Origin of the sequence: Noviherbaspirillum massiliense JC206 (assembly GCF_000312045.1) — a bacterium.
Taxonomy (GTDB): domain Bacteria; phylum Pseudomonadota; class Gammaproteobacteria; order Burkholderiales; family Burkholderiaceae_D; genus Noviherbaspirillum; species Noviherbaspirillum massiliense.
Window position 1 is genome coordinate 2767375 of sequence record NZ_HE978634.1, and the last position, 23608, is coordinate 2790982.

The window sequence follows — 23608 nt, forward strand, 5'->3', positions numbered from 1 at the left end:
AAGCCGCAAGTCTGCGGCTTCCGAAGGCTGGTGGTTTACTGCATCAGGCCGATTGCAACTGCGGCAGGCGCGAAGTGATTTCCTTGCGATAGCGGTTCAGGTCTTGCACCGAGTTGAAAGTGCGATCGAACAGCAGCGACAGATTGTGCAGGATGCGGTCGACCACTTTCTTTTCCCAGTCGCTGTCGAACTTGATCTGCCGGTCAAGCCAGCGTTCCAGCCAGTTGGGATCCGGCAGGCGGCTTTGCACGGTATCGTTCGGGAACAGAGATTGATTGACGTGGAGATTCGTCGGATGCAAAGGCTTTTCGGTGCGGCGGGCCGAAGCCATCAGCACGCCGATCTTGGCGAAGGCCGCGCGTGCCGAGTCGCCGACGTCATTCAATGCCTTTTTCATGTAGCGCAGGTAGGCACCGCCATGGCGGGCTTCGTCCTGGCTGATGATCTTGTAAATCTGCTTGATGACTGGTTCGGTATGCCAGTCGGCGGCGCAGCGGTACCAGTGATTCAGGCGGATCTCGCCGCAGAAGTGCAGCATCAGGGTTTCCAGCGGCGGTGCCGGGTCGAATTCAAAACGCACGTTTTGCAGTTCCTGCTCCGTAGGCACGAGATCCGGGCGGAAACGGCGCAAGTATTCCATCAGCACCAGGGAATGCTTCTGTTCCTCAAAAAACCAAACGGACATGAAGGCGCAAAAATCGCTGTCCCCACGATTGTCACGCAGGAACATCTCTGTTGCCGGCAAGGCTGACCATTCGGTGATTGCATTCATGCGAATGGTTTGTGCCTGCTCGTCGGTAAGTTGGGATGCGTCGAATTTGTCCCATGGAATGTCTTTTTCCATGTTCCATCGAACCTGCTCGAGTGACTTGAATAATTCTGGGTACAGCATTCCACACCTTAAAAATTGAGTTAAGTATTCGATTCTACCAAGGGCAGACGGCACGCGGAGTTTCCTGGCAGCAAATCGTCCGGCGGACAGCCCGTTCTTGTGGCTATGACAATCGTCCTTGGGCTAAGTGCCTTGACCGTCGGCCATCCACCGGCAGGATTATTGATGGGCTTGCACATCCATGAGATGAGCGGGATCAGACTTGACGCCTCTGCCGACCGGCGCCAAGACCTTCAGAATCGACGGCCAGCGGGAACGGGCCGCTGATGTGTGATGCGATTATGCAGCCTGCCGAAACATGCCTTCGAACTTCATGCGGTCGGTAGTGGCCCGGCGCGCGTCGTCCAGGCTGATTTTCTTTGCCTGGATCAGCAGCTTCAGGTCGTCGTTCATGGTGTGGCACCCCGAACCGGCAACTTGGCTCAGCTTGTCCAGCAGGGGGCGAATGCCGGCAATGTTGCGGCTGCCGATCAATTGCATCACCTCCGGATTGGTGGTCATGCACTCGCTTGCCAGATGAAAGCTGTCCCCCTTGAGCGAAGGCAACAAAGCCTGGCAGATCACGCCGCGCAGGCAGTTGGACAAGGCCTGCGACTGGGCATCGCCGTTGCCCAGCAGCCGCAGCAGCTTCTGCAGCCCGAATTCGGTGGATCGTGCATGCAGGGTGGCAAATACCAGCGGCCCGGATTCGGCCAGTGCCAGCGCTTCCTGCGCCGTCTGGGCATCCCTGATCTCGCCGATCAGGATGACGTCCGGCCGCTCGCGCAAGGCGTCGAGCGCACCGAGGTAATAGCTTTCCACGTCGCCATCAGCGCCGACTTCGCGTTGCGTAATGATGGACTTGCGCTGCGGGATCAGGGTTTCCACCGGATCCTCGATCGTGATGATGTGTCCGGAGCGGCTTTTGTTGATCTCGTCCAGCAGGGAGGCAATCGTGGTCGACTTGCCCTGGCAGGTATCACCGATGATGAGAACCAGGCCGCTGTGCAGCTTTGCAAATGCCTGGCCTGAGGGGCGCAGACCAATCTCGGCCAGCGGCATCGGCTCCGTGGGGAAACGACGAATCACGCAACCCAGGCGCTTCTTGCCCTGAAAGGAAAAGCAGTTGGCCCGGATGCGCGCGCTGAACAAGTCCTTGGAGCGGTCGAATGCCCGGTCCTTGATCTTTTCTGCCCAGTCCGGCTCGATCACCTCGAAAAACTCTTCCAGCTCCGCTTCCGTGATCGGCGTGTCCGACACCGCAACCAGGCGCTTGGGCTGGCGCAGCATGATCGGGCTGTTCTGGTGGATGATGATGTCGCTGAACACCATGTTGGAATTGAGCAGATGAACAATCTGCTCTACCAGGGTTCCCGAAGTCGGCAGGCCGGCAGTCTCGGCAAAGGTGAGTGTTTCAATCAGAGAGTATTTTTGATCTTCCATCGGTGTTCCCTTGTGCTTCTATGAGTGCCGGTCGGAGCACATATTGCTTCAGAAGAGGCCTAACCTTTAAAAGTAAGGCGAACGGCAACGATCAAAAGTAGTACACCGGTCAAAGCGATGAACTTCTTCAAATCTCCGTCTCCTGCGCGACCAAGTGCACCACGAATGAGGTAGAAACCCATTACTAGACTAATGAGCTTGATCAACACGTCCAAAAGGCCCCCTTGGCTCTTTATCTCCTAGCGATCTTATCCAATCGCTGTACAAAAATACAGCAAAAAATGACGTCAAGAAACGTCATGCAGTGTATATCGCGAGTCTGGACAGGTACAAGCTTGGCAATGCCGTGACGTTGCGTTTGGGACAATCAACGCAAACGGAAAAACGCAGGAAGGAAATAAACTTCAGCCGGCCTGCATTGTGCGATCACGCACGCCGCAGCAGGCCGGTGCCGGGAAATGGATTTCAGTGCTTTGGTGATTTGCGCTTGGGTGCCGCATCGCCCTGTGCGGCCTGGTCGGACTGACTGGCCGAAGAACCGTCCATGCCCGCCTGTGTCTGCGCTTGGGCCATGGCCTGATTCACCGCCTGCTTGAACTGGTCCTGAAGCATGTTCCACCAGGCAGTGGCATTGGCCAGCGGTGCGGTAAATGCGGCCGCATCGACCCGGGGCTGGCTGCCGGATTCGGGTCCAGCGGAGGATTGGCCATCGGGAGCCGGCGCATCCTGGGCTTTCGTTTCAGCGGCTTGCCCGCTGGCGCCTGTCATCGCAGCGTTAAGGCTTTCTCCCATCGACTGCAGGGCCGAGATTGTCGCACTCTGCACTTCCAGTGCCTGAATGGTCGCGCGCAGCATGTTCATGTTCAGCGTAATCCAGGACTCCACCGCCCTCAGCTCGGAGATCCTCTTGTTGATCTCCTCGACCGACAAAGTCGGCATGGCCATCTGGGGCATGCTCATGCCCGCAGGATTCGTCCCGGGCGGCATCATCCCCGGCACACCCATGCCGCCCCACAGATTTTTCATGAATTCCAGGGTATCGCCCATCGGGCCTGCCCCCGGCGTGCCTGAAACATTCGGTTTGACCATCGCATCCTCCTGAGCCTGTCGCATGAATCTGCATTCAGCGTAGCAGATAAGCAGGATGGACAACATGGCAAAGACTCCAGAATCTCGGATAAGCGCGAGATAGATCAATGCCACCAGATTGCGGCGTCTAAACTTTCGCCGTCCAAGCCTCTCCGAGGCATAGGTTGCTACACTTACGCCATGACGATTCCTGTGCCAGATTCCCGAGCGCGACGCGACCGCCCACTGATGTTCGGGCGCTGGTTCGCGCTGCTGGTCGCATCGGTCCTGCTGCATCTTCTGGTGTTCGGATGGGCCAATGGCCGGATCGGCCTGCCCTCATTCCAAACCAGCACGCCCAATGTCGTTACCGCCACGCTGCGCATACCGCCGGCACAGGAAGCGGCGACAATGGCGCCGGCCGAGCCACCGCCTCCGCCACCAAAGAAAAAAGCCAGGCCGCGTCCGCGCAAGCGTGTCCCGCCCCCGTTGCCACCACCAGCCGCCAGCGCCGCGGTGCCCGAGCCCGCCGGCCTGGAAGTGCCCGCACCGGAGCCCGCCATCGAGGACGACGCCACGCTTCCAAGTGCAGCCGCATCCGAGCCGGACCAGGCTTCGGCACCGGCGGCCGAACCAGTACCGGAAGCGGTCACAGCTTACAGAACCGATCCGCCGCCTTCCGCAACACTGGATTTCAAGGCCAGCGCCTTGCGCAAGGGTGAATACATTTACGGCGGCAGCGGCGAAATCAAATGGGAAACGGATGGCCGGCATTATTCCGTCCGCGGTGAAGCCCGCGTCCTGTTTCTTACGCTGCTCAATTTCAAAAGCGAAGGCGAGATCGACAGCTTCGGCGTGGCCCCGGAGCTGTACAGCGAGAAGCGTTTTCGCAAGGCCGAGACGAATACGCATTTCCATCGGGAACGCAACACCATCAGCTTTTCCGCGTCGACCCTGTCCTATCCGCGCGCAGGCGGCGAACAGGACCGCAGCAGCGTGATCTGGCAGCTTGCCAGCATCGGCCGCGGCGACGCCGGAAAATTTTTCCCGGATGCGCAATTCGACTTCTTCGTCGCCGGTGCGCGTGATGGCGAAGTGTGGCAATTCCGCGTGATCGGCGAGGAAGAAATCGAAACCGGGCTGGGCAATTTCCTGGCCTGGCATGTGCTGCGCGTGCCGCGCCCCGGATCCTACGAACAGAAGGTCGATATCTGGCTTGCGCCGCAACAGGAATGGTATCCGGTGAAACTGCGCTATACCGAAACCAATGGGGACTATCTCGAACTCCTGCTGTCCAAGCTGGTCAGCGCCCAATAAGCATTCCAACGGATAAACAATGCCCAAGCTCCGCATCACCTCAGCATTCGCTACTTCGATCGCATGCTCCCTGATCCTGGCGACCGCCGCTCTTGGCGCGAATCGCTCGGCTCCCCGGCAGAAATTCAACGTGCCGCCCTCCGCCGACCTGACCTATAGCATCAAGGCCCATCAGGGCGGCATCGCCGCGCAGGGGCAGGCGATCGTGCGCTGGACGGCTTCCGGCGACGAGTTTTCCGTCAACACCGAGGCCCGCGCCATGCTGGTCGGGAAAATCCTCGAAACCAGCAGCCACGGCCTCATCGATCAATATGGCCTGGCGCCGCTCAGTTTCACCGAAAAGCGCTTCCGCAAGCATCCGACCACCACCTCATTCGACCGCACGACCAAGACCATCAGCTTTACCGAGTCGGCACAGACGTACCCGATCAAGGGCGGCGAGCAGGACCGCAGCAGCGTGGTCTGGCAACTGGTGTCCATCGCGCGCGCCGCGCCCGCCAGGATGAAGCCGAATTCGGAATGGAAGTTTTTCGTTGCGGGACGGCGCGATGCCGAACCCTGGACCTTCAAGGTCGTCAATCAGGAAAAGATCAAGACGGGCGTCGGCACGCTCGATGCGGTTCACATCCTGCGGGCGCCGCCGCCCGACTCCCAGTCGCAGAAGCTGGATATCTGGCTCGCGCCATCGCTGGACTGGTATCCGGTGCGCCTGCGCTTTACCGATGCCGATGACGAATTCATCGAACAGACACTCGAGAACGTGAACCGCAAGGCTTCATGAACGGCCTGTGGCAGGCCTGATCAACTTTTTTACATTCGCAAGGACCCCATGAATTTTTCGAACCGCGCACTGGTGCTCTTCAGCGGCGGGCAGGATTCAACCACCTGCCTCGCCTGGGCCTTGTCGCGTTACCCGCAAGTCGAAACCATCGGCTTCGATTACGGCCAGCGGCACACGGTTGAACTGAAGGTGCGCCCGACAGTGCTGGAGCACTTGCGCGCGTTGTCGCCGCAGTGGCGCGAGCGCCTGGGCGAAGACCACATGATCGACCTTTCCCTGATCGGAAAGATTTCCAATACCGCGCTTACCAGCGAAGCCGCCATCAGCATGCAGGCAAACGGCTTGCCGAATACCTTCGTACCCGGACGCAATCTGCTGTTCATGACGGTGGCCGCGACCGTGGCCTACCGGCGTGGACTCGATGTACTGGTGGGCGGCATGTGCGAAACGGATTTTTCGGGTTATCCCGACTGCCGCGACGACACCATGAAAGCGCTGCAGGTCGCGCTCAACCTCGGCATGGCAACCCGGCTGAAAATCGAAACGCCGCTGATGTGGATCGACAAGGCAGCCACGTGGTGGCTTGCGCAAGAGGTCGGCGGCCAGGCGCTGGTCGATGTGATCCGCGAAGATACGCATACCTGCTATCTCGGCGAACGTGGCACGCTGCATGAATGGGGATATGGCTGCGGGCATTGCCCGGCCTGCGAGTTGCGTGCGAAAGGATACCGGGAATTCGTGAACGCCAAAGCAATGCCTTGATTCAGCGCCGGGCCTGGCCAGCGTCTTGCGCTACTTCGCTACCCGCGCCAGCACCGACAAGGCATTCGGCACCGCCGCACCTTCTGCGGTGTTATCGAAGATGCACCAGACGCGACGACCGAGGCGCGCATGCGTGTCGAGCTCGGCCGCCTGCCTTTCCAGGTATTCCTCCGAATAGGCCGAGTAATACATCCGCGGCGATCCGTGCAGGCGCACATAGACGGTTTCCCTGTCCGCCTCGGGCAGCAGGGGAACGATGGGCGGATCGGCCATGACATAAGCGATTCCATGCTGCGCCAGCATGGCCGCAGCCTGCGGCGCAAACCACGTAGCATGGCGAGCCTCGCACACGACCGGCACCTGCGTCAGCGCGCGCAGCTGATCGAAAAATGGTTCCGCCGCTGTGGCTTCATAGCGCAGGCTTGGCGGCAGTTGCACCAGCAGGCAGCCCAACTTTTCTTCGAGGTGGCCCACTTCATCGAGAAAGCGCGTCAGCTCATTCTCAGCGTTGCGCAGGCGAAGCTGATGCGTGATGGTGCGCGGCATCTTCACCGAAAAGCGGAATGCACTCGGTACGCTCTCCCGCCAGCGCGCATAACTGGCTGGTCGGTGCGGACGATAGAACGAAGTGTTGATTTCGACTGCCGGAAAGACCGCGGCATAGCGTTCGAGGTGGCTGCCTTGCCTTGGAAAATGCTCGCTGGCGGCACCTGGAACGCTCCAGCCGGCGCAACCGATGAGAATCGGCCCGGGACTGGCATCTTTCTCGTCTCCTGCAGCGAACAGGTCGAGCGTCATGCGCGCACTGCGGCTGGATGAACTGACAGGTTGGAGGTGCCGTTATCCCTCCATCCTGTCGCAGGACATGCCGGTCCTTCGCTATGCCGCATGGCGGGTTGTCGCATCCGACGCATGGAAATCGCCGAGCAGCCGGGCTTCCTTTTCCTTCGCCGCCTTCAGGTTTCTTTCCTTGATGTGCCCGAAGCCGCGAATCTCTTCCGGTATGCTGGCCAGCTCCACCGCCTTCGCCAGGTTGTCGCTGTTCAGCTTCGGCAGCAGGCTTTCCACCATGTCCCGATACTGGCGGATCAGTTCTCGTTCCGTCCTGCGCTCTTCGGAATGGCCAAAGATATCCATCGGCGTACCGCGGAGGAAGCGCAGCTTCGCCAGGATGCCAAAGGCTTTCATCGTCCAGGGACCGAATTCCTGCTTGATGAGATGGCCTTGCGCATCGCGCTTAGCGAACAGGGGCGGAGCCAGATGGAACTTCAGCTTGTAGTCGCCTTCGAACATGCCGTCGATCTTGTCTGCAAAGGCACGATTGGCATACAGGCGCGCCACTTCATACTCGTCCTTGTACGCCATGAGCTTGAAGTAATAGCGGGCCACGGCTTCGGTCAGGCGCGGCCGCTTCTGGGCACCCAGTACCGCAGCTTCCGCGGCGCGCACCTTTTCGACAAAGCTGCGGTACTGCTCTGCGTAAGCAGCGTTCTGGTAATCCGTCAGGAACGCGACCCGCCGTGAAATCAGCTCGTCCAGAGAAGGCGCGCGCTGGAACTCGATGACTTGCCCGGCGCTGTCGTTCAGCTTTGCCAGTCGTACCACAGCCGCCCAGTCATGCGCGGCGCTGCGTCCCCACTGGAAAGCCTGCTTGTTGAATTCGACGGAAACGGCATTCAGCTCGATGGCCTTCATGATCGCCGCTTCCGACAACGGCACCCAACCCTTCTGCCAGACGTAGCCCAGCATGAACATGTTGGTCGCGATGCTGTCGCCCATCAGGGCAGTCGCGATCCTGCCGGCATCGACGAAATCCGCATTGCCCTCGCCGCAGGCATGGCGGATCTCGCCTTCCGCTGCTGTTCCCGGGTATTGCCAGTCAGGGTTGCGGACGAAGGCGGCCGTGGGTGCGCCGGTGGTGTTGAGCGCTGCATGCGTGCGGCCTTCGCCCATGCGCGAAACCGCATCGCGGCTGGCAGTCACGATCACGTCGCAGCCGATCACGAGGTCCGCGGCACCGGTGCCGACGCGGGTCGAATGAATATCCTCCGGACGGTCCGCCAGCCGCACATGCGACATCACGGGGCCGCCCTTCTGCGCCAGGCCGCTCATGTCGAGCACCGAGCAACCCTTGCCTTCCACGTGGGCCGCCATGGCGAGGATCTGGCCGACGGTGATGACGCCGGTGCCGCCGATGCCGGTGACCAGGATGCCGAACGGCTGTGCCGTGGTCGGCAGGACCGGCTGCGGCAGACTGCGCCCTTCCCAGATAGGCAGAGCCTTCGCGCTGTCATCCTTGTCCGCCGTCGCCTTCTTCGGCTTCTTCAACTGCCCGCCTTCGACCGTGACGAAGCTCGGGCAGAAGCCTTTGACGCAGGAGAAATCCTTGTTGCACGATGATTGGTTGATCTGGCGCTTGCGGCCGAATTCAGTCTCCAGTGGCTCGACCGACAGGCAGTTGGATTGCACGCTGCAATCGCCGCAGCCTTCGCAAACGGCTTCATTGATGACTACCCGCTTGGCGGGGTCGGGGTATTCAGGGCGCCCGTCTTTCATTCTTTTCCTGCGGCGCCGCTTTTCGGAAGCACAGGTCTGGTCATAGATGATGGCAGAGACGCCCTTGACGTCGCGCAGCTCGCGCTGCACGGCGTCGAGTTCATCGCGATGGCGGATCGTCACCCCCTGTGCCCAGTTCACGCCAGCGGGATACTTCTCCGGCTCGTCGGTGACGACCACGATGGGAGCGACGCCTTCGGCAGCAATCTGGCGCGAGATCATCGCCGGATCGAGCGGGCCGTCCACATGCTGGCCGCCGGTCATCGCCACCGCATCGTTGTACAGGATCTTGTAGGTCATGTTGACCTTGGCAGCAACGGCGGCGCGGATCGCGAGCAAACCGGAATGGAAATACGTCCCGTCGCCCAGATTGGCGAACACATGCTGCTCGCTGGTGAAAGGCGCATGGCCGATCCAGGTCACGCCTTCCGCGCCCATATGGGTGAAGGTCGAGGTATTGCGATCCATCCACAGCACCATGTAATGGCAGCCGATGCCGGCCAGCGCACGACTGCCTTCGGGTACCTTGGTGGACGTATTGTGCGGGCAGCCCGAGCAGAAATGCGGAATGCGGTCCTTCTCCGGGTCCGGCTTGGCGCTGCCGGCCTTGAGCACCGCTTCCTTCGCTTCCAGGTAGGCGATGCGTTCCTTCACCCGCTGCTCGATCGGATGCCCGGCGAAATACTTGCTGATGCGGGCGGCGATGGCGCGCGCGATCTGCGCCGGATTCAATTCGTAGGTCGCCGGCAGCAGCCAGTGGCCATGCCCTTCATGATGCGGATTGCTCCACTCGCCGGTATCGTCGAACTTGCCGACCACGCGGGGGCGCACATCGTCGCGCCAGTTGTACAGCTCTTCCTTGAGCTGGTATTCGAGGATCTGGCGCTTTTCCTCGACCACGATGATTTCCTCCAGCCCTTGCGCGAACTGGCGCACGCCTTCCGCTTCGAGCGGCCAGGTCATGCCGATCTTGTACAGGCGGATGCCGATGTCCTTTGCCACCGCTTCATCGATGCCGAGGTCGGCCAGCGCCTGGCGCGTGTCGAGATAGGACTTGCCGGCGGTGATAATGCCGATGCGGGCACGGGGGCTGTCCCAGATGATCTGGTTCAGCCTGTTGGCGCGTGCATAGGCCAGCGCGGCATACCACTTGTAATGGTTCATCCGCGCTTCCTGCTCCAGCACCGCGTCCGGCCAGCGGATGTTCAGGCCGCCGGGCGGCAGCATGAAGTCGGTGGGCAAAACAACCTGTACCCGATCGGGATCGATTTCGACCGAGGCGCCGGATTCGACGATGTCGGTCACGCACTTCATCGCGACCCAGAGACCGGTGTAGCGGCTCATCGCCCAGCCGTGCAACCCGTAGTCGAGATATTCCTGCACCGAAGAGGGATACAGCACCGGGATGCCGCAGGCTTTCAGGATATGCTCGCTCTGGTGCGCAGTCGTGGAAGACTTTGCGGCATGATCGTCGCCGGCGAGTACCAGCACGCCGCCATGCGGGGAAGTTCCGGCCATGTTGGCATGCTTGAAGACGTCGCCGCAGCGGTCGACGCCCGGCCCCTTGCCATACCACATGCCGAAGACACCATCGTATTGCGCGCCCGGAAACATGTTGACCTGCTGCGTGCCCCAGACACTGGTCGCTGCCAGGTCTTCATTCATGCCCGGATGAAACTTGACCTGATGCGCATCAAGATACTTTTTCGCCTTCAGCGCAGTCATGTCGACATTGCCCAGAGGCGAACCGCGATAGCCGGTGATGAAACCCGCAGTGTTGAGGCCGGCCTTGAAGTCGCGCTGCCTTTGGAGCATGGCAAGGCGGATGAAGGCCTGGGTGCCGGTCAGGAAAGCGCGTCCGCGCTCCAGCGTGAATTTGTCGTCGAGGGAAATGTCGCCCAGCAGTTGATGCTGCGCAGGCGTGAGGGGTGCATTCATGGTGTCTCCGGGCCAAAAATTGTGTCTTTGGGTGCGCGCTGATCGCCGTCAAACTGGTTCCCTTGTGAGGAAGCCGTTCTGTTTTGACGAATCCACCTTAGCACAGACGTGATCCGCGCTCAATGCACGGCGCAGCATTGTGTGGCGCGATATTGATCTCGCCCGGCAGCTGCGCATCGGCCGGCAATGGCTCCAAGGTTTTCACTCTCGCATAGAGCGGCGCAAAGTCGATTGCGATGTCGTCAAAAAGTTGTCGGAAATCGCGGATGACGAAATAGCTTTCCTGATAGGAGTCGATCTTGTACAGCGTGCGCAGCACCCGCTCGACATTGAACGCGATGCGGCGTGGCGTTGGGCTGCGCAGGCAGTATTCGATTTCGCCGCCGGACGACAGGATGCCGGCGCCGTAGGCGCGCAGCCCCTGTTCGGTCTGCATCAATCCGAATTCCACCGTGTACCAGTACAGTCTTGCGAGATAAGGCAGCGCATCCAGTTCGAGCGCCTTCAACCCGCCCTTGCCGTATTCCTGGAGATGGTCGGCGAATACCGGATTGAACAGGAGCGGCACATGGCCGAAGAAGTCGTGGAAGATGTCGGGCTCGACGATGTAGTCGAACTCCTCCGGCTCGCGCAGCCAGACGGTTACGGGGAAACGGCGGTTTGCGAGATGCTGGAAAAAGCTCAGGTCGGGAATCAGGCCCGGCACGGCAACCAGGCGCCAGCCGGTTGCCTTGTCCAGCGCATCGGATGCACGCTCCAGGTCGGGAATCGTGTCGGCCGCATCCAGCCTTGCCAGACTGTCGATGAAAATGTCGCAGGCACGCCCCGGCAGCAGCCTTGCCTGCCGCTGGTACAGCCGGCGCCAGAGCGCATGCTGCTGCGATGTATACGCGGCGCAGTCCTGCCAAACCACATAGTGTTCGTCAGCTTGGCTGTAATCGCCGCGCAGGCTGCCGGCGTCGGATTTCTCCGCCAGCGTGCGGAAAAAATCGGCCTGGTCGACAGTCGTGTTCATGGTCGCGCCTCATGCGGACACGCTTTCGTTCCTGAGTGCGCCGTGCTCATCCTTCAACACGCCTCGCCGTACCTGGTCAAGCTCGATCGATTCGAACAGGGCGCGGAAATTGCCCTCGCCGAATCCCTGGTCGCCCTTGCGCTGGATGATTTCGAAGAAGATCGGGCCGATCACGTTCTGGGTGAAGATCTGCAGCAGCAATTCGCGCCTCGAGGCATTGCTGTTGCCATCGATCAGAATGCGCAGACGGCGCAATTCTTCCAGCCGCTCGCCATGCTCCGGCAAACGGCGCTCGACCAGGTCGTAGTATGTGTCGATCGTGTCCTGGAACAGCACGCCACGGTCTTTCATGCCCGCCACCGTGGCATAGATATCGTCGGTTCCGAGGGCGATATGCTGGATGCCTTCGCCATGGTAGAGGTCGAGGTATTCGGCAATCTGGGACTTGTCGTCGGAGGATTCGTTGATCGGAATGCGGATCTTGCCGCAAGGCGAAGTCATCGCCTTCGATTTCAGGCCGGTCAGCTTGCCTTCGATGTCGAAGTAGCGGATCTCGCGGAAGTTGAACAGGGTTTCATAGAACTCGGCCCATTCCTTCATGCGGCCGCGATGCACGTTATGGGTCAGATGGTCGATGTAAGTCAGGCCGTGGCCTTTCGGATTGACCGGTGCGCCGGGGATCGCAACGAAGTCGACATCGTAGATGCTGATGTCGCCGATGCCGCCGCTCGCGCCTTCCTTGCCGCGCCAGCGGTCGACAAAATAGATCAGCGAATCGCCGATGCCCTTGATGGCTGGAATGTTCAATTCCATCGGGCCGGTCTTGTTATCGAAGCCCCAGGCGCCCAGTTCGAGTGCACGCTTGTAGGCAAAGGCCGCATCCTTCACGCGGAAGGCGATGGCGCAGATCGATGGGCCATGCTGGCGGGCGAAGCGTTGCGCAAAGGAATCCGGCTCGGCATTGATGATGAAATTGATTTCGCCCTGGCGGTACAGCGTGACTCTCTTGTGGCGGTGCCGGGCGATGGCGGAAAAGCCCATTTGCTCGAACAGGGCGCCCAGTGCTGCCGGATCGGGGGCGGCATATTCGATGAATTCAAAACCGTCCGTGCCCATCGGGTTATCCCAGGGTTGGAAATCCATCGCTGTCTCCTTGTGATTATCGTAATCGGCCTGATTAAAGTATAGGCAAGCCCTCCCGGCATTTGATTGCGAAATATTTCGAAGCGAGGAGTAGTCGCGCAATAATATTGCGCATCCCCTACTGATATGGACACATCATGGCCAAAATCGAGCTCGACAAGACCGACCGCAAGATTCTTTCCGTGCTGCAAGCGGATGGCCGGCTGACCAACCAGGAAGTGGCGGAGCGCGTTAACCTCTCGCCTTCACCTTGCCTGCGCCGCATCCGGAACCTGGAGCAGATGGGCGTGATCCGGCAATACGTCGCCCTGCTGGACGCGGAAAGGATCGGCCTCGGGCTGCTGGCTTACGTGAACGTGCGGCTGGAAAGGCATGGCGAGCGATCAGCTGGTGGCGGGCTGGCCCCGCGCGCGGCCTTTGCCGCGTCCGTGATGGAGTGGCCGGAAGTCGTCGCCTGCTATGCGATGACCGGGGAAATGGATTTCCTGCTGCGGGTGCATGTGGAAGACATGGAGCATTTTTCCCGCTTCATGATGGAAACACTGCTGCGTCACCCCGCAGTGCTGGACGTCAAGTCCAGTTTCGCACTGCAGCGGATCAAGGATACGACTGCCTTGCCCCTGGCCTGACGGGAGAGCGAATCATTCGTTCTTGAATTTCGGCAGCTTCCGGATGAGTTTCATTGCTGCGCGCGCCCGCTTCTTGAAGGAGTAATCGAACATCGCGATTTGTTCGGCCACCGCCTCCTGCAGCATGCTGCTCGGGTCCGCAGGCACCAGCTTCAGATAGGCATCCGCCTCGCCGTGCATGCGATGGATTTCCATGCCGGCTTTCTTGGCAATGTGAATCATGGTGCGATTCGTTGCCAGGCAATGCATGTAGAGCGTATCCACATCGGCGTTGCGGCAATGAATGGCCGCGCGTTCGAACAGCCGGGAACCGATGCCCTTGCCGCGCGCCTTGGCCAGCACCGATATGCCGAGCTCGCCCAGGCGCTCCTTGGAAGTGGCGGCCCCCACCTCCGGGATCGCATCGCGCGGCGCAAAGGCGAGATGACCCACTCCCACCAGTTCAAAGCGCGGGCTGTAGACACCGAAGATTGAGTCGCGCGAGAAATCCAGGCGCTGCACATACTGGGTAACCAAATCATCCGACAGCATCGAGCCAAACCGCAGGAGGCGATCATCCGGATCGAGCTGCAGGAAATGCATCAGCAGGCGGCGCCGGTCGCGCTCGGACAATTCCTTCACGCGGATTGTGGGCTTGGCGGGCTTTTGCGGCTGGGCGGCCGCGGTCATGGCGAGACCGGCGAGGACGGCATTGAGCAGTTCGGGGGAATCCATCAGGAACCTCGGTCGTGGGCAGGTTTGGTGCAATGCACAATCACATTCTATGCCATATGGCGCTCAAGCACTTGACCGAGAACGATTGGAAGTCTCATACCTTTACACGATGGCAAAAACTGCACTCCAGCAACGCAATTGAAAACTTGCATTCAAAACTGAGCAAAATCAGGCTCAAGAATAATTTCTGCTTCGAAAGCATAAGGCCTTGAAATTTCTAGGAAAACATTTAATTCGCGAAAACATGATGACCAATATGTAATTTTTGCTTCCGGGAGCAAGGTGTATTTTGCATGCAATTTATGTTAGTTTCCCCCGAGCAATTTTTTATCACACTCATTCTTTGGCTATCAATGCCATGTGCATCATGGACATGGCATCGCAAATGTTTTTATGGGAAGACTCATGACTCTTGATTGGCGAAAACTGCTCGGCACCTTATTTCTGACAAGCGTTGCTTTCGGCGCGTCCGCGGAAGAAGGAGTAAGCGATACGACCATCCTGATCGGCCAGACAGTCGGCTTGACCGGGACCGTTGCCGGCCCTGTCAAGGAGACCAATGAAGGCGCAAATGCCTACTTCGCCATGATCAACAAGCAAGGCGGCGTGCATGGCCGAAAAATCGAATTGCTGACCCTGGATGACAAATTCGATCCGAAACTGACCTTGGCCAATGCGGAAACCCTGATCAAAAAGCACCACGTATTCGCCCTGCTTCAGGGACGCGGTACGCCTCATACCCAAGGTATCCTGCCGTTGCTGAACGCATACAAGGTGCCTCTGGTCGGACCCAGCACGGGGGCGACCGTTTTCCATGAGCCGGTCACTCCCTGGCTCTTCAATATCCGCGCACGCTATCAGGATGAAGTTGCCAAAGGGGTGGAGCATTTCAGTACCCTCGGTTTCACGAATATCGCCCTGCTGCACGTGGACGACGCCTTCGGCCAGGACTGCCTGGAAGGTTTTCAGAAGGCGATGGCGGCGCATAATCTGAAGCCCGCCCTTATCACCAAATTCGATCGCGTCAATCCCGACTATGCCGCAGCCGCCAAGCGAGTTATCGAAGCGAATCCGAGCGCGCTCATCATTTCCAGCTCCGCCAAAAACACGATCGAAGTGATCAAGGCTATCCGCGCCCAAGGCGGGACCATGCAGATCATGACGCAGTCGAACAACTCGTCGGCATCCTTCGTGAAGGAACTCGGCCCTGCCGGCTCCGGCGTCATCGTGACCCAAATCACGCCAGCGCCGCACTTGGTTTCCACCACGCTGGGACAGGAATTCGGCAGAGCGGCCAAGGCAACCGGCGCCACCATTTCCTACGCAGCCATGGAAGGCTTCGTCAATGCCAAGGTATTCGTCGAAGGCTTGCGGCGCGCCGGACGCAACCTGACTCGCGAAGGCTTCGTGCGTGCGATGGAATCAATGGAACGGGTGGACTTCGGCGGACTGATGGTGACCTACGGGCCGAATGATCACTCCGGCAGCGAGTTCGTCGAACTGACGATGATCGGCAAGGATGGGCGCTTCGTGCGCTAAGTCCGTGCAAGCAGGCATGCCCATGCCTGCATCCGCATCCACAGGCTCGTTGCCCTGCCAAGGGAACGAGCCTGTTTCTATTCCGGCGAGGAAGAAGAGCGGCTGATGGCCTGGCTCACCGCCGCGACCCGGGCAGCATGGACTGCCTCGGGGATGCGCTGCGGCGCGTCGGCCAGTCGTTTTGCCACGTCACCGGCATTGACCGCCCGCGCCGCCTGCAGCGCCTGCTCCAGGTGCCCGCTCTGGGGAAAAGCTTTTTCGGCGAAGCCGGTGCGCCCCCGATGGTCGCATTCCGACACACGCAACATTTCGACAAAGCGTTCCGGCTTGCGAAAGGCATCGCAACGCTCGAACAGCTTGACGATGGTATTCGGGCGCAACTCCATGGCGCGCCCGACATTGCCGTGTTCCCGTGCGGCCATGCGCGCCAGATCGCGGCAATCGTTGGGGACCTTCAGGCGCGCGCACACCTGATTCACCAGAGCGACGCTGCGTCCTTCATGTCCGTAATGATGCGGCCAGTCCGAGGACGGCGTCGTGCCCTTGCCTAGGTCATGCGTCAATGCCGCGAAGCGAACGGGCAGGCTGTAGCCTTGCTGCGCAGCGTAATCGACGACCATCATGACGTGCACGCCGGTATCGATTTCCGGATGATGCTGCTCCGGCTGCGGCACGCCCCACAAGGCGTCGAGTTCCGGAAGGATGCGCGCCAGCGCGCCACAGTTGCGCAAAACCTCGAACATGCGCGACGGCTTCTGCTCCATCAGGCCGCGCGCGAGTTCCTGCCATACCCGTTCCGGCACCAGTGCATCCACTTCGCCCGCACGCACCATCTCCTGCATCAGCGCATTGGTCTCGGGCGCAACCTGAAAATCGGTGAAGCGCGCGGCAAAGCGCGCCAGCCGGAGAATGCGTACCGGGTCTTCGGCAAATGCGGGGGACACGTGGCGAAACACCCTGTTCTCGAGATCGCGGCGGCCGCCAAAGGGATCGATGAGGCTGCCATCTTCCGCCCTCGCCATTGCATTGATCGTGAGGTCGCGCCGGACCAGATCCTGTTCCAGCGTGACGTCGGGTGCAGCATGAAAGATAAAGCCGCGATAACCGGGCGCGGTCTTGCGCTCCGTGCGCGCGAGCGCGTATTCCTCGTGCGTGACGGGATGCAGGAAGACCGGAAAGTCCTTGCCTACCGGCGTGAAGCCGCGCGCAATCATGTCCTCGGGCGTCGCGCCGACTACCACGTAATCATGGTCCTGCACCGGCAGGCCGAGCAATTCGTCGCGCAGGGCACCGCCCACAACATAAGCTTTCATTTCATCTCGAAGAAGGCATTTCCTTTGGCTTTGGGCATCGCATCCTGCCCTGCCTCAATCCGGATAGACATCGTATTTTTTAAGATGCTCCGGTTCATTCTCCGCGTCCCGCATCCATTGCGCCACAGCCGGATGCGCGATGATGCGCTCGACATAAGCCTGCAGAGCGGGAGCAAGCGCCACCTCATAGGTGCGGAAACGCATGACCACGGGCGCGTAAAACGCATCGGCGATCGAGAAATCGCCGAACAGGTAACCGTTAGGGCCGGAACGGGCCAGGCAGCTTTCCCAGATTTCACTGATGCGGCCGATGTCGGCTTGCGCCTGTGCTGTGCGGCCCTTGCCGGGAAAACGGGCGCGGATATTCATCCACATCGCTGAGCGCAAGCCGGTAAAGCTGGAATGCATCTCGGCGCAGACCGAACGCGCCAGCGCTCTCGCAGCAGGATTGCGCGGCCAGAAGCCCTTTTCCGGACAACGCTCTGCCAGGTATTCGCAAATGGCGAGCGAATCCCATACCGTGAGGTCGCCGTCGATCAGCACCGGCACACGACCCGCATGGGAATACTCGGCAATGCGAGTTCCGGTATCGGGCCGGTCGAGCTGAACCATGATTTCCTCGAAGGGTACGCCGAACGCGGTCATGGCGACCCAGGGCCGCATCGACCATGAGGAATAATTCTTGTTGCCGATCACCAGCTTCAGGCGGGGATGGGAGCTTGCTTCCTGTGGCTGCGAGAGCGCGGGGGCGGGGTCGAGTTCTGTGGTTTGCATGAATCCTGTCCGATGGCTTGATGAGTTTCAGGGGGATTTGCTTGCCGCATGGCAGCGACGCGAGGTCATGCTGCATCGCTGTCACGGCATCCCTTGAAGGTTAAAGCTTTTGCGAGTTTTTGCCAAATGGACAAGGCGTCGGGGCGCGCCGGTCCATTCCGCAACGGCAAGCGACGCCATTGGATGAATGACGCACAGAGAGTGTGCGACGAACTTTCTAGGGCAGGTCGCTGGGGACGAAGTCCTTTGGCGCCACCATGCCAAGGCGGGACTTCAGCGACTGCGGCTTGCCTTCAAACAGTGCCGCATAGTAAGTCGCATTCGACAGGACATTCTTCACATAGCCGCGGGTTTCGGAGAAGGGAATCGATTCCGCAAAGATCGCGCCCTCGACGGCCCGCGTCAGGGTCGAGCGCCAGGCGCGGGGCCGGCGCGGGCCGGCGTTGTAGGCGGCCGTTGCCAGCGCCTGCGAGCCGTCGAGGTCGGTCAACACCATGTTCAGGTAATTGGTGCCCAGCATGATGTTAGTATCGATATCGTTCATCTGCGCAACGGAGAATTTGCTCAGTCCGAGCTTGCGCGCCACGTACTGCGCCGTGCCCGGCATGACCTGCATCAGCCCCGAGGCGCCCACATGCGAGCGCGCATGCTGGACGAAGCGCGATTCCTGCCGGATCAATCCATACACCCATGCCATGTCGAGGCCGAGCTTCTGCGTGACTGCCCGCATGGTATCGCGGAAGGGCGAAGGAAAGCGCTGATTGAAATCGGCCTGCTCGCGGGTACGTTCGGAGGTATTCACCATGCGGTCGAGCACGTTGATCTGGCGCGCATATTCCGCCGCCGCCAAGTGCTGGCGCTCATTCATTTTCCGCAATTGCCAGTTCCACTCGCGCACGCCTTCGAAGCGCAGGTTCAGTTCGAAGAACTTGAGCGCGTGGCGGAATCCTTCGTTGGCCGCCATCGGCGCGATTTCTTCCGCGGTCACCGGGTCCTTCGGCGGCGGCGGCACCGTGATCTTGCGGTCCAGCTCTTCCAGCGCGAGCTGGCCGTAGAAGTTGGTCTGGTCGGCGATCGACTCGAAGCGCTTCTGCGCCGCTTCCTGCGCGCCCTCTTCCTTCAAGGCGCGCCCCATCCAGTACACCCACGTGACGTCATTGCGCAGGCTGGCGGGCATGGCTTCGATGCCCGCCTTCACCGCCTTCCAGTCGCCGGCCCGCAATGCCGCGCGCACCTTCCATTGCTGCGCATCGAGCGACAGCGGGGCACCATCGGTGCGCTGCCAGAACAGCACGGCTTCAGGCTCGAGCCTGAGCGAGGACTGCAGCGCAATCTGCGACCAGGCAACCGCCCTCTCCTGCGCGCTCATGCGATCTGCGGCTGCGGTCAACGCGGTGAGGGCCTTGGAAGTGTCGTTTTTGGCAACCCGCCCCAATGCCAGGATGAAAAGCTCGTGCGCAATCCGTCCGCTGCCGATGCCGCGCTTGATGACCGCTTCCGGCTTTTCGATTGCCTGCATCAGCGCGGCTTCCGGCACGCCAGTCGCATCGGTCATTCGGCGGACAGTGCTCGCATAGCCCGATTCCGAAATCAGGCGGACCTGATTCCACACATCGTCCGCATTGAACTGCTTCTCCTGCACCAGCATCGTGATCAGAGCAGGACAGGCCTCGCCGTAATTTTGCGGCGCCGTCAGTAAAGCGCGTGCTTCGCCGGCGACATTGCTGCTCTTCGCCGCCTTCGACATGAGCGCATAGCATTTGACCTGCAGGTCATCGTCCAGCACGAACTTCGGATACTGCTCGTCGAACACCGACCAGTTGCGCACCCGGCCCAGTTCCAGCAGCCAGTCGTTGCGCAAACGGTCGGCGATCGCGCTTCCCTGATAGCGCGTCAGGAAAGCCTGTATTTCATCCGACGCCGCGGCATTGATGCGCGGCTTCAGGCGGTAGTAATCAACGTAGGAAGGAATGGAATAATTCGGCAAGCGGCTTGCCAGATCAGCAGCCTTTGTCGCATCGTTGTTGCGCACGGCATCGCGCAATGCAAGAAAGATATCGTCATCGGTGGCTGGAACGGAATTGCGCTTTTCCGCATGCGACATGGGGGCAAACAGACTTGCCGAGGCTGCGACAAATGCCAGACCGGCAATCCATTTCATCGAAATCATTACTCAACCACCTTAATTTTCTTACTGAGACCGGGGCCATCTAGAATAGCATGTGAAGTCCTAAAATTTCCTTCTTCAACATGCATGCTAAACACGGTTTGATGCAGGACAAAGCGAATTTGCGCTCCACGCTGCTTGCGCACAGACAGGCAATTCCCGCCGAAGTTCGCGCAGAGTGGGATGCTGTGATAGGCGCACGCGTGCTCGCATGGCTCGCCACGCATTCTGTGCAGACACTTGGAATCTACTGGCCAATGCGCGGCGAACCGGATTTGAGGGAAACCTATCGGGAACTGGCAAGGAGCGGCGTTCAGCTGGCCTTGCCCATGGTGGAGGTGCGAGATGCGCCGCTGCGCTTTGCAGCATGGACGCCGGATGAGCCCTTGGTCAAGGATGCGCTTGGCGTCTTGGTACCGGCTGATGGCAGGCATGTGATCAAGCCCGAAGCCCTGCTGATTCCCTGCGTCGGATTCAATTCAAACAACTTCCGCTTGGGATATGGCGGCGGATTCTATGACCGCACGCTTGCGAGTCATCCCCGTCCATTCGCGATCGGCATCGCCTACGCATCCCTGTTCGCCGATTTCGAAGCGGCGCCGCATGACATTCCGCTGAATCTCGTCATTACCGAACAGGCCGGAGCAGCGTATTGATACTCGTGCGCCGTCCTGAGGCAGCGCACAATAATTCAAATTGCAGTTGCGGCTGAAGTTTTGCCAAGCCGCTCGCAAATATCGAGCGTCGCATTGGCCTGATTCAGCGTATAGAAATGCAGGCCGGGCGCACCACCCGCGAGCAGGCGTTCGCACAGCTCGGTCACCACATCCAGCCCGAACGCTCGGATCGACTGGGCATCGTCGCCGAAGCTGGCAAGCTTGAGCCGGATCCAGCGCGGGATCTCGGCCCCGCACATGTCGGAGAAGCGCATCAGCTGCGAGTAGTTCGTGATCGGCATGATGCCGGCCACGATGGGGATGTCGACTCCGGCCTTGCGTGCTTCCTCGGCAAAGCGGAAGTAGGCATCGGCATTGTAGAAATACTGGGTGATCGCGGCATTGGCTCCGGCCTTGACCTTGCGGACGAAGCTCTGCACATCGTCTTGCGGCGACTTGGCCTGGGGATGCATTTCCGGATAGGCAGCCACTTCAATGTGGAACCAGTCGCCGGTTTCGGCGCGGATGAATTCCACCAGCTCATTCGCATAACGCAGTTCGCCCGATGTCAGGCCCGCGCCATAGCCGCTCGGCAGGTCGCCGCGCAAGGCCACCAGGCGCCGGATGCCATGCGACTTGTATTGCTGCAGGATCTCGCGCAGGCTGTCGCGCGAACTGCCGATGCAGGACAGATGCGGCGCCGCCTCATGACCTTCGCGCATGATTTCGAGCACGGTTTCCAGCGTGCCCTTCTGGGTGGAGCCGCCGGCGCCAAAGGTGACGGAAAAATATTTCGGCTTCAGCTGAGCCAGTTTCGCACGCGTGGTGCGCAGCTTTTCCAAGCCCTCCGGTGTCTTGGGCGGGAAAAACTCGATGCTGATGTTTTGCTGAGTCATGTTATTTCAGGATGAGCGCTGACAGTATCCAGGAGATCAGGCTGTACAGGAGCGCGCCGAAAACGGCTGCCATGAATCCCGTGACATGGAAACCCTGGACAAAATTGGCGACGGCCCAGAACAGCAGGCCATTGATGACGAGGATGAACAAGCCGAGGGTCAGCACCGTCACCGGCAAGGTCAGCAGGACCAGGATCGGCCGGATCAGGGCATTGACCAGGCCCAGCACCAGGGCTGCGATCAGGGCCGAGGTAAAGTCCCGCACCTGGATCGACGGCAGGACATAAGGCAGGACGAACAGGGCTGCGGCATGGATAAGCCAGCTAATGAGCAAGCGCACAGTCTCGGCTCCTTCAGTAAGACGGCAAACAAGGCAGGCACGGGAAGCCGCAATCTGCCTGCGCAGCTCCCACACACCCACTCCGGACACTTCACCAGCGCATCCTTCCGCATGCGGAAGGATGGTGGCCTTAGTAGCGATAATGCTCCGGCTTGTACGGCCCCGTCTTGTTGACGCCGATATACGACGCCTGCTCGTCGGTCAGTTCGGTCAATTGCGCATTGAGCTTCTTCAGCTGCAGGCGCGCGACCTTTTCATCCAAGTGCTTGGGCAAGGTATAGACGCCGACCGGATAGTCCTTGGTATTGGTGAACAGCTCGATCTGCGCGATCGTCTGGTTGGCGAAGGACGAGCTCATCACATATGACGGATGGCCAGTAGCGCAGCCAAGGTTGACCAGGCGGCCTTCCGCCAGCAGGATGATGCGCTTGCCGTTGGGGAAGATCACATGATCGACCTGGGGCTTGATGTTTTCCCAGGTGTACTGGCGCAGCGCCGCGACTTCGATCTCGTTGTCGAAGTGGCCGATGTTGCAGACGATGGCCTGGTCCTTCATGCGCTTCATGTGCTCGTGTGTGATGACATGGTAGTTGCCGGTACAGGTGACGAAAATGTCGCCATGCTCGGCGGCGTAATCCATGGTTACGACGCGGTAGCCTTCCATGGCTGCCTGCAATGCGCAGATCGGGTCGATTTCCGTGACCCAGACTTGGGCCGACAGCGCCCGCAATGCCTGCGCCGAACCCTTGCCCACGTCGCCGTAGCCGCAGACGACGGCGATCTTGCCGGCGATCATAACGTCGGTGGCGCGCTTGATGCCGTCGACCAGCGATTCGCGGCAGCCGTACAGGTTGTCGAACTTGGACTTGGTCACCGAATCATTCACGTTGATCGCCGGGAAAGCGAGCTTGCCTTCCTTGTGCATCTGGTACAGGCGATGCACGCCGGTGGTGGTCTCTTCGGTCACGCCCTTGATCTGCGCGAGACGAGTGGAATACCAGGTCGGGTCGGTCGCCAGCTTCTTCTTGATTGCATTGAACAGGCAGACGGCTTCATCGGAATCCGGATTGTTCAGGACGCTCGGGTCTTTCTCCGCGCGCGCACCCAAGTGCAGCAACAGCGTGGCATCGCCGCCGTCATCGAGGATCATGTTGGAATAGCCGCCATCCGGCCATTCGAAGATGCGATGGGTGAAGTCCCAGTACTCGTCGAGCGACTCGCCCTTGAAGGCGAACACTGGCGTGCCGTTGGCAGCAATCGCGGCGGCAGCATGGTCCTGGGTCGAGTAGATGTTGCAGGATGCCCAGCGGACTTTCGCGCCCAGCGCTTCCAGCGTCTGGATCAGCACCGCGGTCTGGATGGTCATGTGCAGCGAACCGGTGATGCGCGCGCCCTTCAGCGGCTGCGACGCCGCGTATTCTTCGCGAATCGCCATCAGGCCGGGCATTTCGGTTTCGGCAATCTTGATTTCCTTGCGGCCCCAGTCAGCCAGGCTGAGGTCGGCGACGAGAAAATCCTGAGTCGGGGAAGTGGTGGTTTTCGAGATTACGGCGCTCATCACGCCCTCCTTTCATAAGAAAAAAGTAACGTGAGCGCCGTTGTAGAGATATCCAAGCCTGACACGGCGCTAGGCCGTGCTGCAACGCTCCTTGGAGGGCAAAATTATACCGCAGCTTTTCGGGGCCG

At 60.1% G+C, this 23608-nt stretch carries 20 protein-coding genes and 1 riboswitch; of the genes, 6 read left to right on the plus strand and 14 right to left on the minus strand.

Annotated features, from left to right (window positions below):
- Window positions 1–43 precede the first annotated feature (43 nt).
- The 3 genes from HGHM_RS13525 to HGHM_RS13540 form a co-directional block, all read right to left on the minus strand.
- Window positions 44–892 carry a ferritin family protein gene (locus tag HGHM_RS13525; protein ID WP_026076021.1) on the minus strand — a complete coding sequence of 283 codons (849 nt, stop codon included), beginning with the start codon at window positions 890–892 and terminating at the stop codon, window positions 44–46.
- Window positions 893–1171: 279 nt separating this feature from the next.
- Window positions 1172–2314, minus strand: coding sequence for a type IV pilus twitching motility protein PilT (locus HGHM_RS13530; RefSeq protein ID WP_019142077.1), 1143 nt, complete (start codon window positions 2312–2314; stop codon window positions 1172–1174).
- Between the two features lie 465 nt (window positions 2315–2779).
- Window positions 2780–3403, minus strand: a complete 624-nt coding sequence (locus tag HGHM_RS13540) for a PhaM family polyhydroxyalkanoate granule multifunctional regulatory protein (RefSeq protein ID WP_026076022.1) — start codon at window positions 3401–3403, stop codon at window positions 2780–2782.
- Window positions 3404–3595: 192 nt separating this feature from the next.
- Between HGHM_RS13540 and HGHM_RS13545 the strand changes: the two genes are divergently transcribed.
- The 3 genes from HGHM_RS13545 to queC are packed head-to-tail and all read left to right on the plus strand — an operon-like array spanning window position 3596 to window position 6242.
- A complete protein-coding gene (locus HGHM_RS13545; RefSeq protein ID WP_161603783.1) occupies window positions 3596–4699 on the plus strand; it encodes a DUF3108 domain-containing protein in 1104 nt (367 codons plus the stop codon).
- Window positions 4700–4718: 19 nt separating this feature from the next.
- Window positions 4719–5480 carry a DUF3108 domain-containing protein gene (locus tag HGHM_RS13550; RefSeq protein ID WP_019142081.1) on the plus strand — a complete coding sequence of 254 codons (762 nt, stop codon included), beginning with the start codon at window positions 4719–4721 and terminating at the stop codon, window positions 5478–5480.
- Window positions 5481–5528: 48 nt separating this feature from the next.
- Window positions 5529–6242 (plus strand): 7-cyano-7-deazaguanine synthase QueC, encoded by a 714-nt coding sequence (queC, locus tag HGHM_RS13555; protein WP_019142082.1) that lies wholly within the window; start codon window positions 5529–5531, stop codon window positions 6240–6242.
- A gap of 30 nt (window positions 6243–6272) precedes the next feature.
- On the opposite strand, the gene HGHM_RS13560 is transcribed toward queC, so the two are convergent.
- The 4 genes from HGHM_RS13560 to hppD form a co-directional block, all read right to left on the minus strand.
- Entirely contained in the window at window positions 6273–7040 is a 768-nt protein-coding gene (locus HGHM_RS13560) for a DUF72 domain-containing protein (RefSeq protein WP_019142083.1), read from the minus strand.
- A gap of 81 nt (window positions 7041–7121) precedes the next feature.
- Window positions 7122–10736, minus strand: coding sequence for an indolepyruvate ferredoxin oxidoreductase family protein (locus HGHM_RS13565; protein ID WP_019142084.1), 3615 nt, complete (start codon window positions 10734–10736; stop codon window positions 7122–7124).
- A 97-nt stretch (window positions 10737–10833) separates the two neighbouring features.
- On the minus strand, window positions 10834–11751 hold the full coding sequence (gene phhA / locus HGHM_RS13570; RefSeq protein ID WP_019142085.1) for a phenylalanine 4-monooxygenase: 918 nt from the start codon (window positions 11749–11751) through the stop codon (window positions 10834–10836).
- A 9-nt stretch (window positions 11752–11760) separates the two neighbouring features.
- Window positions 11761–12894, minus strand: a complete 1134-nt coding sequence (gene hppD / locus HGHM_RS21305; RefSeq protein ID WP_034348525.1) for a 4-hydroxyphenylpyruvate dioxygenase — start codon at window positions 12892–12894, stop codon at window positions 11761–11763.
- Between the two features lie 137 nt (window positions 12895–13031).
- Between hppD and HGHM_RS13580 the strand changes: the two genes are divergently transcribed.
- Entirely contained in the window at window positions 13032–13523 is a 492-nt protein-coding gene (locus tag HGHM_RS13580) for an Lrp/AsnC family transcriptional regulator (protein ID WP_019142087.1), read from the plus strand.
- Window positions 13524–13535: 12 nt separating this feature from the next.
- Here the strand turns inward: HGHM_RS13580 and HGHM_RS13585 are convergent, their stop codons facing one another.
- The gene (locus HGHM_RS13585; RefSeq protein ID WP_019142088.1) at window positions 13536–14237 is read right to left on the minus strand and encodes a GNAT family N-acetyltransferase; all 702 of its coding nucleotides are present in this window, start codon (window positions 14235–14237) and stop codon (window positions 13536–13538) included.
- Window positions 14238–14642: 405 nt separating this feature from the next.
- Between HGHM_RS13585 and HGHM_RS13590 the strand changes: the two genes are divergently transcribed.
- Window positions 14643–15776 carry an ABC transporter substrate-binding protein gene (locus HGHM_RS13590; RefSeq protein ID WP_019142089.1) on the plus strand — a complete coding sequence of 378 codons (1134 nt, stop codon included), beginning with the start codon at window positions 14643–14645 and terminating at the stop codon, window positions 15774–15776.
- A gap of 77 nt (window positions 15777–15853) precedes the next feature.
- On the opposite strand, the gene HGHM_RS13595 is transcribed toward HGHM_RS13590, so the two are convergent.
- From HGHM_RS13595 to HGHM_RS13605, 3 genes are all read right to left on the minus strand, one after another.
- The gene (locus tag HGHM_RS13595) at window positions 15854–17089 is read right to left on the minus strand and encodes a multifunctional CCA addition/repair protein (protein ID WP_019142090.1); all 1236 of its coding nucleotides are present in this window, start codon (window positions 17087–17089) and stop codon (window positions 15854–15856) included.
- 54 nt (window positions 17090–17143) lie between these two features.
- The gene (locus HGHM_RS13600) at window positions 17144–17863 is read right to left on the minus strand and encodes a glutathione S-transferase family protein (RefSeq protein ID WP_019142091.1); all 720 of its coding nucleotides are present in this window, start codon (window positions 17861–17863) and stop codon (window positions 17144–17146) included.
- Window positions 17864–18080: 217 nt separating this feature from the next.
- Entirely contained in the window at window positions 18081–20033 is a 1953-nt protein-coding gene (locus tag HGHM_RS13605) for a lytic transglycosylase domain-containing protein (protein WP_019142092.1), read from the minus strand.
- A gap of 101 nt (window positions 20034–20134) precedes the next feature.
- On the opposite strand from HGHM_RS13605, the gene HGHM_RS13610 reads away from it, so the two are divergent.
- Window positions 20135–20686 carry a 5-formyltetrahydrofolate cyclo-ligase gene (locus HGHM_RS13610; RefSeq protein ID WP_019142093.1) on the plus strand — a complete coding sequence of 184 codons (552 nt, stop codon included), beginning with the start codon at window positions 20135–20137 and terminating at the stop codon, window positions 20684–20686.
- A gap of 35 nt (window positions 20687–20721) precedes the next feature.
- On the opposite strand, the gene metF is transcribed toward HGHM_RS13610, so the two are convergent.
- The 3 genes from metF to ahcY form a co-directional block, all read right to left on the minus strand.
- A complete protein-coding gene (metF, locus tag HGHM_RS13615) occupies window positions 20722–21582 on the minus strand; it encodes a methylenetetrahydrofolate reductase [NAD(P)H] (protein ID WP_019142094.1) in 861 nt (286 codons plus the stop codon).
- A 1-nt stretch (window position 21583) separates the two neighbouring features.
- The gene (locus HGHM_RS13620; protein ID WP_019142095.1) at window positions 21584–21922 is read right to left on the minus strand and encodes a phage holin family protein; all 339 of its coding nucleotides are present in this window, start codon (window positions 21920–21922) and stop codon (window positions 21584–21586) included.
- Between the two features lie 130 nt (window positions 21923–22052).
- Window positions 22053–23480 (minus strand): adenosylhomocysteinase, encoded by a 1428-nt coding sequence (gene ahcY / locus HGHM_RS13625; protein ID WP_019142096.1) that lies wholly within the window; start codon window positions 23478–23480, stop codon window positions 22053–22055.
- 25 nt (window positions 23481–23505) lie between these two features.
- A riboswitch (S-adenosyl-L-homocysteine riboswitch) is annotated at window positions 23506–23579 on the minus strand.
- Between the last annotated feature and the right edge of the window lie 29 nt (window positions 23580–23608).

Excerpts from the sequence above, each read along its gene's own strand:
- HGHM_RS13525 (WP_026076021.1), bottom strand. The coding sequence starts at position 892 with ATGCTGTACCCAGAATTATTCAAGTCACTCGAGCAGGTTCGATGGAAC.
- HGHM_RS13530 (WP_019142077.1), bottom strand. The coding sequence starts at position 2,314 with ATGGAAGATCAAAAATACTCTCTGATTGAAACACTCACCTTTGCCGAG.
- HGHM_RS13540 (WP_026076022.1), bottom strand. The coding sequence starts at position 3,403 with ATGGTCAAACCGAATGTTTCAGGCACGCCGGGGGCAGGCCCGATGGGC.
- HGHM_RS13550 (WP_019142081.1), top strand. The coding sequence starts at position 4,719 with ATGCCCAAGCTCCGCATCACCTCAGCATTCGCTACTTCGATCGCATGC.
- queC (WP_019142082.1), top strand. The coding sequence starts at position 5,529 with ATGAATTTTTCGAACCGCGCACTGGTGCTCTTCAGCGGCGGGCAGGAT.
- HGHM_RS13560 (WP_019142083.1), bottom strand. The coding sequence starts at position 7,040 with ATGACGCTCGACCTGTTCGCTGCAGGAGACGAGAAAGATGCCAGTCCC.
- HGHM_RS13565 (WP_019142084.1), bottom strand. The coding sequence starts at position 10,736 with ATGAATGCACCCCTCACGCCTGCGCAGCATCAACTGCTGGGCGACATT.
- phhA (WP_019142085.1), bottom strand. The coding sequence starts at position 11,751 with ATGAACACGACTGTCGACCAGGCCGATTTTTTCCGCACGCTGGCGGAG.
- hppD (WP_034348525.1), bottom strand. The coding sequence starts at position 12,894 with ATGGATTTCCAACCCTGGGATAACCCGATGGGCACGGACGGTTTTGAA.
- HGHM_RS13580 (WP_019142087.1), top strand. The coding sequence starts at position 13,032 with ATGGCCAAAATCGAGCTCGACAAGACCGACCGCAAGATTCTTTCCGTG.
- HGHM_RS13585 (WP_019142088.1), bottom strand. The coding sequence starts at position 14,237 with ATGGATTCCCCCGAACTGCTCAATGCCGTCCTCGCCGGTCTCGCCATG.
- HGHM_RS13590 (WP_019142089.1), top strand. The coding sequence starts at position 14,643 with ATGACTCTTGATTGGCGAAAACTGCTCGGCACCTTATTTCTGACAAGC.
- HGHM_RS13595 (WP_019142090.1), bottom strand. The coding sequence starts at position 17,089 with ATGAAAGCTTATGTTGTGGGCGGTGCCCTGCGCGACGAATTGCTCGGC.
- HGHM_RS13600 (WP_019142091.1), bottom strand. The coding sequence starts at position 17,863 with ATGCAAACCACAGAACTCGACCCCGCCCCCGCGCTCTCGCAGCCACAG.
- HGHM_RS13605 (WP_019142092.1), bottom strand. The coding sequence starts at position 20,033 with ATGATTTCGATGAAATGGATTGCCGGTCTGGCATTTGTCGCAGCCTCG.
- HGHM_RS13610 (WP_019142093.1), top strand. The coding sequence starts at position 20,135 with ATGCAGGACAAAGCGAATTTGCGCTCCACGCTGCTTGCGCACAGACAG.
- metF (WP_019142094.1), bottom strand. The coding sequence starts at position 21,582 with ATGACTCAGCAAAACATCAGCATCGAGTTTTTCCCGCCCAAGACACCG.
- ahcY (WP_019142096.1), bottom strand. The coding sequence starts at position 23,480 with ATGAGCGCCGTAATCTCGAAAACCACCACTTCCCCGACTCAGGATTTT.